Annotated in this window: 18 protein-coding genes; 6 read left to right on the top strand and 12 right to left on the bottom strand. The window is 70.8% G+C overall.

Annotated elements, in window-relative coordinates; all coding sequences use genetic code 11:
* Positions 1–5: 5 nt before the first annotated feature.
* A complete protein-coding gene (locus tag KV203_RS00520; RefSeq protein ID WP_066471984.1) occupies positions 6–875 on the bottom strand; it encodes an SDR family NAD(P)-dependent oxidoreductase in 870 nt (289 codons plus the stop codon).
* Positions 876–1,033: 158 nt separating this feature from the next.
* On the opposite strand from KV203_RS00520, the gene KV203_RS00515 reads away from it, so the two are divergent.
* Positions 1,034–1,801: an SDR family NAD(P)-dependent oxidoreductase gene (locus KV203_RS00515; RefSeq protein ID WP_066471987.1), complete on the top strand. Its 768-nt coding sequence runs from the start codon at positions 1,034–1,036 to the stop codon at positions 1,799–1,801.
* An 18-nt stretch (positions 1,802–1,819) separates the two neighbouring features.
* On the opposite strand, the gene KV203_RS00510 is transcribed toward KV203_RS00515, so the two are convergent.
* Entirely contained in the window at positions 1,820–2,713 is an 894-nt protein-coding gene (locus KV203_RS00510) for an NYN domain-containing protein (protein WP_246600370.1), read from the bottom strand.
* Positions 2,710–4,431 carry an NAD(P)/FAD-dependent oxidoreductase gene (locus tag KV203_RS00505; RefSeq protein WP_066471993.1) on the bottom strand — a complete coding sequence of 574 codons (1,722 nt, stop codon included), beginning with the start codon at positions 4,429–4,431 and terminating at the stop codon, positions 2,710–2,712. The genes KV203_RS00510 and KV203_RS00505 overlap by 4 nt, the downstream gene beginning before the upstream one ends.
* Before the next feature lie 81 nt (positions 4,432–4,512).
* On the opposite strand from KV203_RS00505, the gene KV203_RS00500 reads away from it, so the two are divergent.
* On the top strand, positions 4,513–5,127 hold the full coding sequence (locus KV203_RS00500) for a class I SAM-dependent methyltransferase (protein WP_066471995.1): 615 nt from the start codon (positions 4,513–4,515) through the stop codon (positions 5,125–5,127).
* Positions 5,128–5,135: 8 nt separating this feature from the next.
* Here the strand turns inward: KV203_RS00500 and KV203_RS00495 are convergent, their stop codons facing one another.
* From KV203_RS00495 to KV203_RS00475, 5 genes are read right to left on the bottom strand one after another with little or no spacing between them, the layout of a single operon-like run.
* The gene (locus tag KV203_RS00495; RefSeq protein WP_157079853.1) at positions 5,136–5,480 is read right to left on the bottom strand and encodes a hypothetical protein; all 345 of its coding nucleotides are present in this window, start codon (positions 5,478–5,480) and stop codon (positions 5,136–5,138) included.
* Positions 5,477–6,718, bottom strand: coding sequence for a DUF58 domain-containing protein (locus tag KV203_RS00490; protein ID WP_066471999.1), 1,242 nt, complete (start codon positions 6,716–6,718; stop codon positions 5,477–5,479). Before KV203_RS00490 ends, KV203_RS00495 begins: the two co-directional genes overlap by 4 nt.
* On the bottom strand, positions 6,715–7,542 hold the full coding sequence (locus KV203_RS00485) for an AAA family ATPase (protein WP_066472001.1): 828 nt from the start codon (positions 7,540–7,542) through the stop codon (positions 6,715–6,717). Before KV203_RS00485 ends, KV203_RS00490 begins: the two co-directional genes overlap by 4 nt.
* Positions 7,539–8,009: a hypothetical protein gene (locus tag KV203_RS00480; RefSeq protein WP_066472003.1), complete on the bottom strand. Its 471-nt coding sequence runs from the start codon at positions 8,007–8,009 to the stop codon at positions 7,539–7,541. Before KV203_RS00480 ends, KV203_RS00485 begins: the two co-directional genes overlap by 4 nt.
* Entirely contained in the window at positions 8,006–8,950 is a 945-nt protein-coding gene (locus KV203_RS00475) for a DUF4129 domain-containing protein (protein ID WP_169797519.1), read from the bottom strand. Before KV203_RS00475 ends, KV203_RS00480 begins: the two co-directional genes overlap by 4 nt.
* 159 nt (positions 8,951–9,109) lie before the next feature.
* On the opposite strand from KV203_RS00475, the gene KV203_RS00470 reads away from it, so the two are divergent.
* Positions 9,110–10,102 (top strand): Gfo/Idh/MocA family protein, encoded by a 993-nt coding sequence (locus KV203_RS00470; RefSeq protein ID WP_217995996.1) that lies wholly within the window; start codon positions 9,110–9,112, stop codon positions 10,100–10,102.
* Here KV203_RS00470 and KV203_RS00465 read toward each other — a convergent pair.
* A complete protein-coding gene (locus tag KV203_RS00465) occupies positions 10,084–10,851 on the bottom strand; it encodes a rhomboid-like protein (protein ID WP_066472008.1) in 768 nt (255 codons plus the stop codon). The two genes, KV203_RS00470 and KV203_RS00465, sit on opposite strands and share 19 nt — an antisense overlap.
* Before the next feature lie 17 nt (positions 10,852–10,868).
* On the opposite strand from KV203_RS00465, the gene KV203_RS00460 reads away from it, so the two are divergent.
* The 3 genes from KV203_RS00460 to KV203_RS00450 are packed head-to-tail and all read left to right on the top strand — an operon-like array spanning position 10,869 to position 12,416.
* Positions 10,869–11,528, top strand: coding sequence for a 4a-hydroxytetrahydrobiopterin dehydratase (locus tag KV203_RS00460; protein WP_066472011.1), 660 nt, complete (start codon positions 10,869–10,871; stop codon positions 11,526–11,528).
* Positions 11,525–11,962 (top strand): helix-turn-helix transcriptional regulator, encoded by a 438-nt coding sequence (locus KV203_RS00455; RefSeq protein WP_066472014.1) that lies wholly within the window; start codon positions 11,525–11,527, stop codon positions 11,960–11,962. The genes KV203_RS00460 and KV203_RS00455 overlap by 4 nt, the downstream gene beginning before the upstream one ends.
* A gap of 10 nt (positions 11,963–11,972) precedes the next feature.
* Entirely contained in the window at positions 11,973–12,416 is a 444-nt protein-coding gene (locus KV203_RS00450) for a VOC family protein (RefSeq protein ID WP_066472016.1), read from the top strand.
* A 13-nt stretch (positions 12,417–12,429) separates the two neighbouring features.
* Here the strand turns inward: KV203_RS00450 and htpG are convergent, their stop codons facing one another.
* The 3 genes from htpG to KV203_RS00435 all read right to left on the bottom strand — a co-directional run bounded on the left by htpG (position 12,430) and on the right by KV203_RS00435 (position 15,291).
* Positions 12,430–14,367, bottom strand: a complete 1,938-nt coding sequence (htpG, locus tag KV203_RS00445; RefSeq protein ID WP_415640941.1) for a molecular chaperone HtpG — start codon at positions 14,365–14,367, stop codon at positions 12,430–12,432.
* An 83-nt stretch (positions 14,368–14,450) separates the two neighbouring features.
* The gene (locus tag KV203_RS00440; protein WP_066472018.1) at positions 14,451–14,939 is read right to left on the bottom strand and encodes a hypothetical protein; all 489 of its coding nucleotides are present in this window, start codon (positions 14,937–14,939) and stop codon (positions 14,451–14,453) included.
* Entirely contained in the window at positions 14,926–15,291 is a 366-nt protein-coding gene (locus tag KV203_RS00435; protein ID WP_066472020.1) for a hypothetical protein, read from the bottom strand. Before KV203_RS00435 ends, KV203_RS00440 begins: the two co-directional genes overlap by 14 nt.
* Positions 15,292–15,316 lie beyond the last annotated feature (25 nt).

Raw genomic sequence — 15,316 nt, 5'->3', positions numbered from 1 at the left:
TCGACTCACGCCGCCGGGCCGCCGGTCCGCTCGGGCTGCGGCGTGGTGAAGGGGACATCCTCGGTGGCGGCGATCGCGACCGCCTGGGCAACCGACCGGCGGAGCGCCAGCTCGACGACCCGCTGGCTGACCGGGCTACCGAACATCACGAGGGACACCCACCACGGCGCAACGATCGTCCGCGAACGTCTAGCTATCCCGCGTTCGATCCGCCTGATCGCGGTGGACAGGGCGCCGACCGGGACGACCCCCTTCGCCTGAACCGACCGCGCGGCTGCGGTGTCGAACCCGCGCGAGGTCATCTCGGTATCCAGCTCGGAATAGAAGGCGACGCCGACCTTGGCGCCGGTGTACCGCAGCTCCTGGCGCACCGTGTTGCCGAGCGCCGCCACCGCGGCCTTGGACGCGCTGTAGGCACCGATCAACGGCAGGTGCAACGATGCGGCGAGCGACGCGGTGAGCAGGACGTAGCCGCCCGGGTGCGCGATATACGGCCCGGCCGCGCGCAACGTGTAGTAGGTGCCGAGCACGTTGACCTGCAGCGTCTGTTCCAGAACCGCGGGGTCTCCGTCGATCAGGGCGAGCTGGCGGGCGATGCCGGCGTTGGCCACCACCACGTCGAGTCCGCCGAGCCGATCGGCCAGCGCCACCACCGCTCGCTCCACCTGCGCGCGGTCGGCGACGTCGCAGTACTCCCACGGCGCGTCGCCGCAATCGCGCGCCACCTCGGCCAGCAGCTCCGGCTCGAGGCCCAGTAGCGCCACCTGCGCGCCCGCGGAGTGCAACCGTCGGGCCAATGCGGCGCCGATCCCCCGCGCCGCCCCGGTGATCAAAACTCGCCGACCCGCGACCGACTGCTGTCCGATGCTCGGCATACACCGCACTCTAGCAGCACTCGATCAGCAATGAACATTGTTGTTCTTTGAACAGTTCCGCCGGACGGTGCGCGCCGACCGAGGGCAACACACCACTCGGTTATCGTGCAGACAGCTGACTTCGGCCACCTGGCCGACGAGAAGGAGAGGTCTGAACAGTGCAAATCTCGGGATCTGCCGCCATCGTGACCGGTGCGGCATCCGGTCTGGGCGCGGCGACCGCCAAACGCCTCGCCGACGCGGGAGCAACGGTGTTCGGCCTCGATCTGCAGAATTCGATCGACAAAGCCGGAGATTCGGTTGCCGCCGGGGTGACCCTGATCGATACCGACGTGACCAGCGACGAGGCGGTGCAGGCCGCCATGGCGAAGGTGGTCGAGTCCGGCGTGCCGCCACGGATCGTGGTCAACTGTGCCGGTGTCGGCTGGGCCGGGCGCATCCTGTCCAAGAAGGGCCCGCACGATCTGGAGCTGTTCCGCACGGTGATCACGGTGAACCTGCTGGGCACGTTCAACGTGATGCGGCTGGCCGCGGACGCGATCGCCAAGACCGAGCCGGTCGACGAGGCCGGCCAGCGCGGCGTCGTGATCAACACCGCGTCGGTGGCTGCATTCGAGGGGCAGATCGGCCAGATCGCCTACTCCGCCTCCAAGGGTGGGGTGCACGGGATGACCGTTCCGGCCGCCCGCGACCTCGCGCAGTTCGGCATCCGGGTGAACACCATCGCGCCCGGCATCATCGACACCCCGATGCTGGCCGGCGTCGACGGCGACTTCCGCAAGACCCTGGAGGCCGGCGTGCCGTTCCCGGCCCGGCTGGGCACCCCGAACGAGTACGCGCAGCTCACCCAGTTCATCGTCGAGCACGACTACATCAACGGCGAGACCATCCGGATGGACGGCGCGCTGCGGATGGCGCCGCGCTGATCCGTCTCCGCCGGACGGTCAGGTCCCCGGCTGATCGATCAAACGCAACAGCCGCGCCTGGCCGTCCTCGGTCAATTCCACCAATTCCGGCCGGGCCCGCACGAAGTCGGTGAACGACCGGAAGCCCAGCGACTTCTCGTTGAACGACGGGTCCATCCGCTTCATCTGGGCCTTGACCACATTCGCATGCAGCCAGTCGTCGTCGCCCTGGGCCTGGCCGACCCGCAGGGCGCGTTCGAGCAGCGCGGACGCGTCCGCCTGCCGATCGCCGGAATCGACCACCGCGGTCGTAGCGGGTTCGGCGGCCACCGGCTCCGGCTCGGCCCGCGCCCCGGGTAAGGCGTCGTAGTCGGCGAACTCGTCGCAGGCCGCCGCCAGGGACCGGCTGGTCGACCCGGCGACACCGATCCCGACGACGAACCGGCCCAACCGTTTTGCCCGCTGGGCCAGCGCGATGTAGTCCGAATCGCCGGCCACGATCACCACGTGGGTGAGCTCGGGCAGCCGGAACAGATCTTCCACCACGTCGACGGCCAACCGGATGTCCGCGCCGTTCTTCATGCCGCGGGTCGACGGGAACAGCTGGACCAGCTCGACCGCACGGCCGAGCAGCTGCTGCCGATAGCCGGCGTTCACCGGCACCGACCAGTCGGCATAGGCCTGGCTGGCCACGATGGTGCCGAACGACGAGGCGTAGTCCAGGATGGCGCCGATGTCGACGGTGGCCGGCTCGATCCGCGCCCGCACCGCGTCGTCGCCGACATCCGCGCTGCGCAGCCGCTCGGCGTGGAACTTGCCCCGACCCCATTTCTGGTCGTAGCGGGAGATCACGATGTTGTCGAAGTCGATGTAGACCGCGACCCGGGAGGCGACCGGTTCGGTCGGCCGGGTCACCGCTGCGCCCGCGGTCACCGGCCCGCCCGGGCGAGCAGACCGTGCACCAGCGGCACCACCGACGCACCCTCGCCACTGGCCGAGGCCACCCGTTTCATCGAGCCGGCGCGCACATCGCCGACCGCGTAGATCCCCGGCACGGTGGTTTCCAGGCTTTCCGGCGGCACTCCGTCCCGCCACGCCGCCTTCGGCACGTCCCGCCCGGTCAGCACGAACCCGCGTTCGTCGCGGGCCACCGCGGGGGGCAACCAGTCACAACCGGGGTCGGCGCCGATCATCAGGAACAGCCCTCGGGTTTCGTGTCGTTCTCGCTCGCCGGAGTCGGTGTCGGCGAACTCGACCCACTCCAGGAACGGCTCCCCGCCGGCGTCGACCACCTCGGTGTTCGGCCGGACGGTGATCGTCGGATCGACCTCGAGCTCGTCGATCAGATACCGCGACATGGTCTCGGCCAGTCCGGCGCGGCGGATCACGATGGTCACCGTCTTCGCGTATCGGGCCAGGTAGATAGCGGCCTGACCGGCCGAGTTACCGCCGCCGACCACCACCACGTGGTCGCCCTCGAGATCCCGGGCCACCGACATCGCGCTGCCGTAGTACACCCCGACCCCGACCCGCTCCGCCACCCCGTCGATCCGCAGCTTGCGATACGAGACGCCGGCCGCGACCACCACAGCCCGGGCGCGCAGCGAACCGCCGTCGGTCACGACGGTGTGCGGGGCCCCGTCGACGCCGGGCTCGACCGCGACGACCGGCCAGCCGGTGAAGAACCGGGTACCGAAGCGCAGCGCCTGCCCGCGCGCTCGCTGGGCCAGCCGCATCCCGGAGATCCCGCGCGGAAAGCCGAGATAGTTGCGGATCATCGAACTCGTGCCGGCCTGCCCACCGATCGCGTCGGACTCCATCGTCACCGTGGCCAGACCTTCGGAGGAGGCGTACACCGAGGCAGCCAACCCGGCCGGTCCGGCACCGATGATGACGACGTCGACCACGGTGTCGACCTCGATGTCGTCCGGGCGCCCGTACATCAAGATCGAAAGATCGTGCACGGTGCGCGGCATCAGCGGCGGCAGGTCGGCGACCTTCACGATCGGAAAGTGCCGATCGGCCGGAGCGACACCGGAATCGGCGAGCTCGTCGGCCACCGCCGTGCCGGTCGGCGAGTCCGGCGAAACCACCACGTTCGGGATGCCCACCCGGTCCATCAGGTCGCGGATCGCCATCGTGAGCGAGTCCCGGACCGGTGTGATCAGAAACGCGCCGGCCGTCTCCGGCGCCGCCACCTGCTGCCCCCAGTCCGACAGCAACTCGCAGATCGCGGTATGGAACTCCTCGTCGCGGACGCCGCGTGGCATCAGCATGAAGGCGTCGTACTTGCCCTTCGCCAGGCCCGGCCGGAGCGCCTCGCTGTCCTCCCGGAAGTAGTCCCAGTACGCCGCGACCACCAGCCGCGCCGTCGGCACCGCCCCCCGCAGCCGGGCCAGCGCCGGATACAGTGCCATGCCGGACGGCGTCGTACCAGCGAGCGTCGCGCCGGGCAGCCGGGACTCGCAGACGAACATCGCGACCTGCCTTCCGGCACCGACGATCTCCCGCGCCAGCTGTTCGGCGGCGGCGGCCGAATCGACCAGCACCACGTCGTACTCCCGGGCGTACCGACCGAACTGGGCCAGCAGAATGTCGCCGTGCTCGGGCGCGATGACGACGATGCTGGGCGTCGGGTTCTGCGAGGTCACCCCACCAACCTAGCCACCCCACCAAACCAGCCACCCCACCGAACGCCCGGGAAGACACCGCCGGGAGACAACAATGAGGCCATGGGCCGCTACGCAGACCACATTCTCCCCCGCGTGATCGACTTCACCTGCGGCGTCGCGGTGGAACCGCTGCGCCAACGGTCGTGCGCCGGGCTGCGCGGCCGGGTGATCGAGATCGGCTTCGGCTCCGGCCGCAACGTGCCGCACTATCCCCGCGCAGTGGAGCGGGTAGCGGCGGTCGAGCCGTCCGACACGGCGTGGCGGTTGGCCGGTGCCCGAGTGGCCGCGTCGCCGATCCCGATCGAGCGAGCCGGTCTGGACGGACAATCCCTGCCGTTCGACGACGCCGCGTTCCACAGCGCGATCTCCACGTGGACCCTGTGCACCATCCCCGACGTCGGTGCCGCACTCGCCGAGATCCGCCGGGTGCTGAAGCCGGGCGGGCAGTTTCGCTTCGTCGAGCACGGACTCGCGCCGGACCGGGCGGTCCGGCGCTGGCAACGCCGCCTCGAACCGGTGCAGCGGCGAATTGCCGGCGGTTGTCATCTCACCCGCGACATCCCCGGCATCATCACCGCTGCCGGATTCCGCATCGACCAGCTGGACACGTTCTACGACCGGCACGCGCCGCGGCCCTACGGCGCCATGCAGTTGGGTGTCGCCGTCGCCGGGTAGCCGGCGCATCACTGTCGTGGTGAGAATCCCCGGGGCCCGGCTCGACCGGGGCGAGCCAGCCCGCCGAGCACCACCCCGAACAACGCGAGCGCCGCTAGCGGCGCGATCAGCGGCAGCCAAGGCAACGAGACGGCAAACACGTCGACCACCATCGCGACCACGGCAAACCCGGCCGCACCGGCGACGGACGCTGCCGGCAGCGGATGCACGCCGGCCGGGCCGGTGCGGGCGAACACCACCGACAGGCACACCGCGCCGGCCAGACCGGCGACCGCACACAGTGCCGGCGCCGCGTCCACCACCACCGTCGCGGCGAGGACCAGCACCACCAGGCCGACCGCCACGGCTCTCATCGTCGGCTCCGGACGCGGTCCGGCGCCGTGCGCAGTACCTCGGCCAACCCGGCGTCCGCCGGCCACGGGACGACGTCGACACCGACCGCAGCCATATCGCGATACATCGCCAGCCGGGACAGCTGCCACATCCGGCGCAGCAGCGGATCCGCGGTCGGCTCGAGCGGATCGCCGCGCAGCACATCCACCGCGAGCACCGGGTGACCACGGTGGTGCAGATCGATCAGGGCGAGCGCGAACTCCGTGTCCAGCAGGGTGGAAAACGCGACCACCACGGCACCGCGCGGCACCCCGGCACGCGGCGCGAGGGTGCCCTCGCCGAATCGGTGGGCGTCGCCGACGTCCAGCACCGCGTCGAGCACCCGATAGAACTGCCGCCGCCCGGACGCCGGGGCGAGCCAGCGGAGCCGAGCGCCCAGCACGACCAGGCCGGCCCGATCGCCGCGCTGCAGCGCGGATTGCACCACCTGCACGGCACCCCGGACCGCAAGATCCAGTGCCTGCGTCGCGGCGCCGGGGAGCTGCGCGTGGGTGTCGAGCAGCACCACCACCTCGGCCGCCTGCTCGGCCAGCCGCTCCGTGACGTGCAGCCGGTCGCGGCGGGCGCTGACCCGCCAGTTCACCGCGCGCAACCGATCGCCGGGCACATACTCGCGCACCCCACCGAACTCGACGCCGGCGCCGATCCGACGACTTCGGTGGGTACCCAACCGATCGGGCAGCACGCTCGGTTCCAGCCCCGCCGGTACCGGCTCGACAACCGGGTAGACCCGCAGCTCGACCGCCCGCGCCGTCGCGTTCCCGACGAACAGCCCGCCGGCCGCGGCAACGACGATGCGCACATCGGGTTCGTAACGCCCCCAACGCGATGCGATTACCGTCCAGCGACCGGGCACACCGGCCGGCGCCACCTGCCAGCCGGCCGCCGACGCCCAGCTCAGCCGGGCGGTTTCGGTGCCGTCGACCGGCTCGGCCCGGACCGTGAACTCGACCGGGTCGCCGACGAAGCAGCGGATCAGCGGCGGCTCGACCGACACCGCGTACCGCACCCGAGGCGGCGCCCACCCGGCCGACATCAGGACACCGAGCAACGGTGCCGCGAACGCCACCGGGCCGGGTCGCTGCAGCAGCACCGCGAGGGTCAACGCGAGCGCGGCGCAACCCGCCAGGGCCAGCGCCACCGGCGCCGGGCGCCAGCGCAGCGATACCGGCTCGGTGCCCCCGTGTTCGGCACTCATTCCGGTGTTCGGGGCACCGGCACCCGGCGCAGCAGCTCGCCGACGATGTCGTCCGCGCTCACCCGGCGGACCCACATCTCCGGCCGCAAACCGATCCGGTGCGATATCGCGGCAACTGCGAGGCCCTTCACGTCGTCGGGGATGACGTAGTCCCGGCCGGCGAGCAGCGCGGCGGCGCGCGCGAGCTGCACCAGGTCCAGTTCCGCGCGGGGACTGGCGCCCACCTCGACCTGCGCATGCCGGCGCGTCGCCCGAGCCAGCGCGACCACATAGGCCAGCAGATCGGCATCCACGCTGACCCGCTCCACCGCCGCCTGCATGGCCAGCAGCTCGCCGGCATCGATCACCCGCCCGACCGTCGGAACCGGCGCACCCCGATCGAGCCGCCGACGCAGCATCGCCGCCTCGTCGGCCTGATCCAGATAGCCGAGCCGAGCGCGGATCGCGAACCGATCCAGAGCCGCCTGGGTCTTGGGCGGCGTCCGATTGATCTCGTCGGCCAACAGCAGCTGGGTGAAGATCGGTCCGGGCCGGAACTCGAAGGACCGCGCCACCATGTCGTAGATCGTCGAGCCGAGCAGATCGGCCGGCAACAGGTCGGGCGTGAACTGCACCCGGGTGAAGTCGAGCCCGAGGGCCGCAGCGAACGACCGGGCGATCAACGTCTTGCCCAGGCCGGGCAGATCCTCGATCAGCACGTGCCCGCCGGCGAGCACGGCGGTGAAGATCAGCCGCAACGCGGCCCGGCGGCCGACCACCGCGCGCTCCACCTCGGCGAGCACCTCGTCGGCCCGGCGCGATACCGCGATCACCGTGTCGGTCATCGGCGCGACACCGCCAGCCGGTCCAGAATCTCGGTGAGCCCGGCCCGGCCCGGCCCGTCGACCCCGCCGGCCGACGCCGCCGGATCCACCCAGCGCCACAGCGGGTCGCCGAACATCGCCCGCCCGGCCGCGACGCAACCTGCTCGGTCGTCGCGCCGACACCCGCTGGCGGCCAAGAACTCCCGGGCAAGCACCGGCCGCAGCCGGCGATCCCAGTCGGCACCCGAGCCGTCTGCGTGCTCCAGCAGGGCGCCGGTTCGGGCGATCCACTGCCCCAGCCAGTGCGGTTCCGGCGCGGCGCCGACCGACCGCCGGCCACCGCCGGGCCGCAGCCGCGCGAGCAACACCGCCAGCAGCGGCCCGAGCGCCGCTCCGGCGACGACGAGCGCCGACTCCCGGTGGACCCCGAGGCCGACCAGCTGCAGCAGGACCAGCACCGCGGCCGCTGCGCCGACCGCCCGGGTCACGACCGGCCCCGTAGCTCGGCGAGCACCTGCCGGAGCCGGACGACCGCCCGATCCCGCTGCGCCTCGTCCATCCGGTGCGGGCTGAATCGGGCCTCGGTGAACAGCTCGACCAGCTCACCCACCGGCGCCGCCGGTACCGCACCGGCCCGCACCACCCGGGCCAACACCTCGGCCGGCGTATCGGCCGCGCGCGGGGCCAGCTCCGGCGACTCGGCCAGGCCGCGTTCCAGTGCGGCATAACAGGCAATGATCGCGGCGCGCGGCGCCCGGCCGCGATCACCGATCTCGGCCAGACCGCGCTCGGCCGCGGCAACCAGGGCGGCGGACCCCTCGTCCGAACCCGAATCATCTTCGCCGGCAACTGGATCCGGCGGCTCGACGGCCGGCGCGCGACCGACCGCCGACAGCGCGAGCAGCACCAGCAGCAGGGCGCCGGCCAGCACCCACAACGCCGTCGGCGCGCTGTCGGGCGGCGCGGGCGGCACCGCCGGGCGACCGGCCGATTCGGCACCGGAACGGTCGGCCGCGCTCGACGACGGCTGGTCGGTGTCGGCCGGCCGCGCGCTGCGCGGCAGCAGCGCGGCACCCACCGAGACCGCCACCATCGCGGCGATGACGAGCAGTGCCACCCGGACCGCGCGCGGGTCGGCGCCGGCCGTACGTTCACGTGCCCGCTCGATCACCGGCAACCGAACAGCGGGAGATCTGCGGCGCACGACCCACACCGACAGCAGCACGAGCGCACCGGCCGCACCGAGCACCAGTGGCAGCACCGACGAACCCGACGACCGCTGCGGATCGTCCGCCGGCGGTGCGACGCCGGGCACCGAACCGTGCAAGGCCACGATCGTGAGCGCGAGCAACGCGATCGCCGTCGGCAACGGCCGAGGCGGTAGCACCGACCCACGCGCCGCAGGACTGCCGGTGCCGGTCGAGGGCATCAGCCAGTTTCCCACGCAGCGGCGACGCCCGGAGGCGGTCCGACGCATCTCGTATCCGGCAGTGTTCGACTCGAGCAGTGTTCGACTCGGGCAGTGTTCGACTCGGGCAGTGTTCGACTCGGGCAGTGCTCGGCTCGGGCCGCGCTACGGTGGATGGCCATGGACGTGTCGAGACCGGTCGGTTGGGGAATCATCGGCGCCGGCCGGATCGCGGCCACGGTCGCCGCCGACATCGCCCGGCAGCCCGATTCCCGGCTGGTGGCGATCGGCGCCCGGGACCGGCGCCGGGCCGACCGGTTTGCCGCCGACCACGGCGTCGAACGGGCCTACGGGTCCTACGCCGAGCTGCTCGCCGACCCCGATGTCGACGTGGTTCATCTCGCTACCACACACGGCCAACACCACCCGCAGGCGTTGCAGATCATCGCCGCCGGCAAGGCCGTGCTGATCGAGAAAGCATTCACGCTCAACGCAATCCAGGCAGCCGAGGTGGCCGGCGCGGCCCGCGCGGCCGGCGTGTTCTGCATGGAGGCGATGTGGTTACGGGTGAACCCGCTGATCCGGCGCGCCCGCGAGCTGGTCGATCGCGGGGCGATCGGGGACCTGGTCGGCGTGCGGGCCGATCTGTCCAAGCGCTTTCCCTACGATCCCGCCGGACGTCTGTTCGACCTCGCCCTCGGCGGCGGCGCGCTGCTCGACCTCGGCGGCTACACCGCGAGCTTCGCCTGGGAGTTCCTCGGCCGCCCGGATACCGTCACGGCGACCGGCGCGCTCGCCCCGACCGGCTCGGATCTCACGGTGGCGACCCAGTGGGGGTACTCGGACGGGCGGGTGGCACAGCTGTACTGCAGCGCGGCCGCCGACAGCCCGGCCGGCGGCCTGATCTACGGCACCGCCGGGTGGATCGAGGTGGGTCCGCGGATCCACCATCCCGCGCACCTGACCGTGCATACCGCCGCGGGTACCCAGACGATTCCGGCGCCACCGGAATCCGGGAACGGCTACGGACCGGAGCTCGACGAAGTGGTGCGCTGTCTGCGCGCCGGGTTGCCGGAGAGCCCGCTGATCCCGCTGGACGACACCGTCGGCATCCTCGACACGTTGGACCGGGCGCGGGCCCAGCTCGGAGTTCGCTACCCGGGTGAGGGCTGACCGCGCCACCGGCGATCCAGCAGGGCGCCCAACCCGGCGGCCGCCAGCACGACGAACAGTCCGGGCGAGAGCAAGCCGAACACCGCCGCCGGATAGCCGCAGCCGACGACCAGCAACACGTCGGGCAGCCAACTCCGCCGCCAGCCGGCTACCCGCCTGGCGTACACCACGGCAAGGCCGAACCCGGTGCCGAGTGCAACCACGTGTCCCCACGCGGTGAACGTCGACTCGGACACCAGCGAACTCGCCGCAGCCGCCAGCCACAGACCGATCCACGCGCCACGCCACGGCCGCGGAGCGGCCGCCGTCAGCGCGCCGACCAGGGCGACGGCGCCGTAGCTGACGCCCACGTCGGGGGCGTGCGAGACCTCCTCGGGGGCCCATCTCCCGAGTACCGCGATCGCCAACCCGATCGCCACCACTGCCGTTGCCACCAGGTTGCCGACCACGAGGGTAAGGAGCAGGCGGCGGGCGCCCAACGCCAGCTCCCCGACGATCAGCAGCGCTCCGAACAACGGCAGCCACAGCCACGTCGAGCGGTTGTCCACCACGAACACACTGGTGACCAGCGTGTCGATCCGGCCGCGCGACAGATTGTCCAGGTTGGTGCTGGCGCCGTCGATCACCGCCGCCCGGGTCGCCGGGTCCAGCACCCCGAGCAGCGTCGAGGTCACCGCCAGGATGCCGATGTAGCCGAGCGCCACCGGGACCGGCACCCGACGGACCACCGCGCGCACCGTCGAGGACATCCTGGCACGGTAGCGGTATGTCTATCGATACCGAGAAGCTGACCGGGGACCAGATCGCCGAGTTCGGCCTCACCGACTGGCGCGTGCTGTCGGGTCAGCTGTTCGCCCGCTTCGTCACCGGCACCTTCGCCACCGGATTACGCCTGGTTCAGGCGGTCGCCGAGGTCGCCGAGGAGCTGAACCACCATCCCGACATCGACCTGCGGTACTCCCGGGTACAGATCCGGCTGCTCAGCCACGATGTCGGCGGCCTGACCCGCCGGGATGTCGAGCTGGCCGGCCGGATCAGCGCGCTGGCCCGCGACCTCGGAACGGCCGCCGACACCGCCGCGCTCACCCTGGTCGAGTACGGCATCGACACCCCCGACAGCGCCGCGATCCGGCCGTTCTGGCTGGCGATCCACGGCCTACCGGGCGATACCGCCGGCGACGAGGTCGTCGACCCGGTCGGTGCGGCGCCGACGATCTGGTTTCAGCCGACCGAACCACACGAGCCGCCGCGGCAACGCTGGCATCCCGACATCTGGGTCGCCGCGGACGAAGCCGCGGCCCGGATCGCCGCAGCGGTCGCGGCGGGCGGGACCGTGGTCGACGACTCGCACGCGCCCAGGTTCGTCGTGCTCGCCGACCCGCAGGGCAACCGCGCCTGCATCTGCACCGCAACCGGACGCACGTGAACCAGGCGCACAACGAACTTCTGGTGCACCTGCGGTCGGCCCGCGACCACGCCGACCGGAACTACGCCGAACCGCTCGATCTGGCCCAACTGGCCGCGGTGGCCGGACTGTCCAAGTGGTACTTCCAGCGACTGTTCACCGTGACCTACGGTCGCAGCCCGGCCGCGTACGTATCCGAACGTCGGATCGAGCGCGCGCAGGACCTGCTGCGCTGCACCAACCTGACCGTCACCGAGATCTGCCACGCGGTCGGCTTCGCCAGCCTCGGCTCGTTCTCCACCCGGTTCCGGGAGATCGTCGGCGAGACGCCGAGCGAGTTCCAGGCCCGCTACGCCGCCGGCGGCGCACCGCACGTTCCGGGTTGCTACGTGTTCATGCGTGGCCTGGTCGAGACCGCAAGCCAGGAGAAGCCATCGACGACCGAGGCCCCATAGGCTCGATCCCATGATCACGAACGTTTCCCTTGTCAGCGTCTGGGTCAAAGACCTCGACGAATCCCTCGCCTTCTACACCGACGTGCTCGGCTTCGAGGTCGGCGACGACGTCCAGGTCGCGGCGGATTTTCGGTGGGTCACCGTCAAGCACCCGAGCCAGCCGGAGCTGGAGGTTCACCTGTCGACGCCGAGCGCACCACTGCCCGACTACCTGATCGAGGCGATGCGCCGCGCACAGGACGAGGGCGGGCTGCCCGGCGTGGGCCTGAAGGTGGACGACTGCCGCAAGACCTACGAAGAGCTGGCGAGCAAGGGCGTCGAGTTCATCCAGGAACCGGCCGAGCGTCCCTACGGCGTCGAAGCGCTGATGCGGGACAACTCGGGCAACTGGCTGGTGCTGGTCGAGCCGCGCGAGTTCAGCCAGGCCGACTTCGACGGCGCCGACCTGGGCTGAGCTCCGCGGGTCGCTACAGGGTCCGGGTGAGCCGGTCGGCCACCAGCTTGGCGAACTTCGCCGGGTCGACCAGCTCCCCGCCCTCGGCCAGCAGCGCGGTGCCGTAGAGCAGCTCGGCGGTCTCGGGCAACGTGGCGTCGTCGTGGTCGGCGGCGTACTTGTCCCGCAGACCGACGACGAGCGGATGCGTCGGGTTCAGCTCCAGGATGCGCTTGGCCAGCGGCATCGACTGCCCGGACTGGCGATACATCTTGGCCAGCATCGGCGACATGTCGAAGGAATCGCCGACGATGCAGGCCGGCGACTCGGTGAGCCGATTGGTCAGCCGCACCTCCTTGACGTCGCTCTCCAGGGTGGTCTTCAGCCAGCCGAGCAGGTCGCCGAACTCCTTGTCCTGCTCTTCGCGCAGCGATTCGGTGGCCTTCTTCTCGTCTTCGGTTTCGAGATCGACTTCACCCTTGGCGATCGACTGGAACCGCTTGCCCTCGAATTCGGGCACCGATCCGGTCCACATCTCGTCCACCGGGTCGGTGAGCAGCAGCACCTCGAGCCCCTTGGCCTTGAACGCCTCCATGTGCGGAGAGTTCTCCAGCTGCTGGCGGGACTCGCCGGTCAGGTAGTAGATGGTGTCCTGGCCGTCCTTCATCCGCTCGACGTACCCACTCAGCCGGGTGAGCTCCTGATCCGACGCGGTGGAGGCGAACGAGGACACCTCGAGCAGCGTCGCCTGATTCTCGGTGTCGCCGATCAGGCCCTCCTTGAGGACCGCGCCGAACTCCTTCCAGAAGTTGACGTACTTCTCGGCGTCCATGTCCTTGATCACCGAGAGCACCTTGCGGACCAGCCGCTTCTGGATCATCCGCAGGTGCCGGTCCTGCTGCAGGATCTCGCGGGAGACGTTCAGCGACAGGTCCTGGGCGTCGACCACGCCCTTGACGAAGCGCAGGTACTCCGGCATCAGCTCTTCGCAGTTGTCCATGATGAACACCCGCTTGACGTAGAGCTGCACCCCGCGCTTGTGGTCCCGGGTGAACAGGTCGAACGGCGCGTGCGACGGGATGAACAGCAACGCCTGGTACTCGAACGTGCCTTCGGCCTTGAACGGGATGATCTCGGCCGGCTCGTCCCAGGCGTGGCTGACGTGCCGGTAGAAGTCCTGGTACTCCTCGTCGGTCACCTCGCTGCGCGGGCGGGTCCAGAGCGCCTTCTGCGAGTTCAGCGTTTCGGTCTCGACGGTGATCTCGTCGACCTCTTCGCCCTCGTCGTTGGTCACCTTGGCGCTCTTGGTGACCTCCATCCGGACCGGCCAGGCGATGAAGTCGGAGTACTTCTTGACGATGTCGCGGAGCTTCCACTCCGCGGTGTAGTCGTAGAGGTGGTCTTCGGCGTCCTCCGGCTTGAGGTGCAGGGTCACCGTGGTGCCCTGCGGGGCGTCGGGCTGTTCCTCGATGGTGTAGGTGGCCTCACCGGCCGATTCCCACCGGGTGCCGACCGTCTCACCGGCCTTGCGGGTGAGCAGGGTGACCTTGTCGGCGACGATGAAGCTGGAGTAGAAGCCGATGCCGAACTGGCCGATCAGCTCTTCGGGAGCGGCGGAATCCTTGGCCTCGGCGAGCGCGCGGCGCAGCTCGGCGGTGCCGGACTTGGCGATCGTGCCGATCAGCGTGACCACCTCGTCGCGGGTCATGCCGATGCCGTTGTCGCGCACCGAGAGGGTGCGTGCGGTCTTGTCCACCTCGATGTCGATGTGCAGGTCGGAGGTGTCGACCGCGAGGTCCTTGTCCTGAAAAGACGCCAGCCGCAACTTGTCCAGCGCATCGGAGGCGTTGGAGATCAGTTCGCGCAGAAAGATGTCTTTCTCGGAGTACACCGAGTGGATCATCAGATCCAGCAGCTGCCTGGTCTCGGCCTGGAATTCCAACTGCTCAGCCTGCGACGACACCTCGAACATCCTTTCCCCTGCGGTGCATTACCGCCCGCGATCCTACGTCGCGCCGCCGCCGTCGCTCCGGCGCGGGCCGGAGCTCGGGTGGGTCAGAGCTCCGGCGGGGTGCGGCCGGGCTGGAGCTCGGGTGGCGAGTCGGCGGGTGGGCGCTGGGGTGCAGGACGACGACGACCGGCGGCACCTCCGACCGACCTGCTGGTGCCCTGGATCGTGCGGTAAACCGCCCCGGCGACCTCGTCGTGCACCCGGCGCGCGATCCGGCTCGGCCGCCGGGTCACCGGAATGGCCTCCAGCACCGAAAACGGGATCGCGGCGATCGCAAAATGTGCCGTCTCGACCACACCGGTGGTGACGACGACCGTCTCGGTGGTCGCCTGGGTTACGTCGGCGACGTCGTCGGCCGCCCGCGCCACCCGCCGGTGCTCGCTGCCGAGGGCGCGGGTCCGAGCGAGGTCGAGTTCGGCGGTCCACTGCTGCGCCCGCGCCCGGCGCAGCCGGAGCCCGATCAGCGGCGCGGCCACCAACCCGATCAGGGCCACGACCAGCCCGATCAGCAGCACCGGCTCAGCGATCGACATGGACCCGGACATCCGCTTGGACGCCCTGCTCGGCGAGTTGCTGGCGCATGATCGCCGCTGCCTGGTCGTAGACGATCTGCTGCACCAGGTCGGGCGCAACGGCACCGGCCAGGCCGGCGAACCGATTCTGGCCGGCGGCCAGCTGCACCGGGTTCAGCACCTCGATGGTGATCAGGCGGTTCCGGCCCGCCGCGAAGACCGGATTGATCCGCAGCGGCGGATCCGCGGCCGTCAGCTCGGCGACCGACTCGGTCAGCTCGCGACCCCGCCGGCGGAGTCGAGCGACGAAGCCGAGCAGGGCGACGAACAGGAGCAGGTCGACGACCAGCAGTACGACGATCACAACGGACACCGCTCCACGATATGGCCGCAGGCGC

This window comes from Skermania piniformis (assembly GCF_019285775.1).
Taxonomy (GTDB): Bacteria; Actinomycetota; Actinomycetes; order Mycobacteriales; family Mycobacteriaceae; genus Skermania; species Skermania pinensis.
This window is presented reverse-complemented; position numbering and strand designations above follow the sequence as displayed.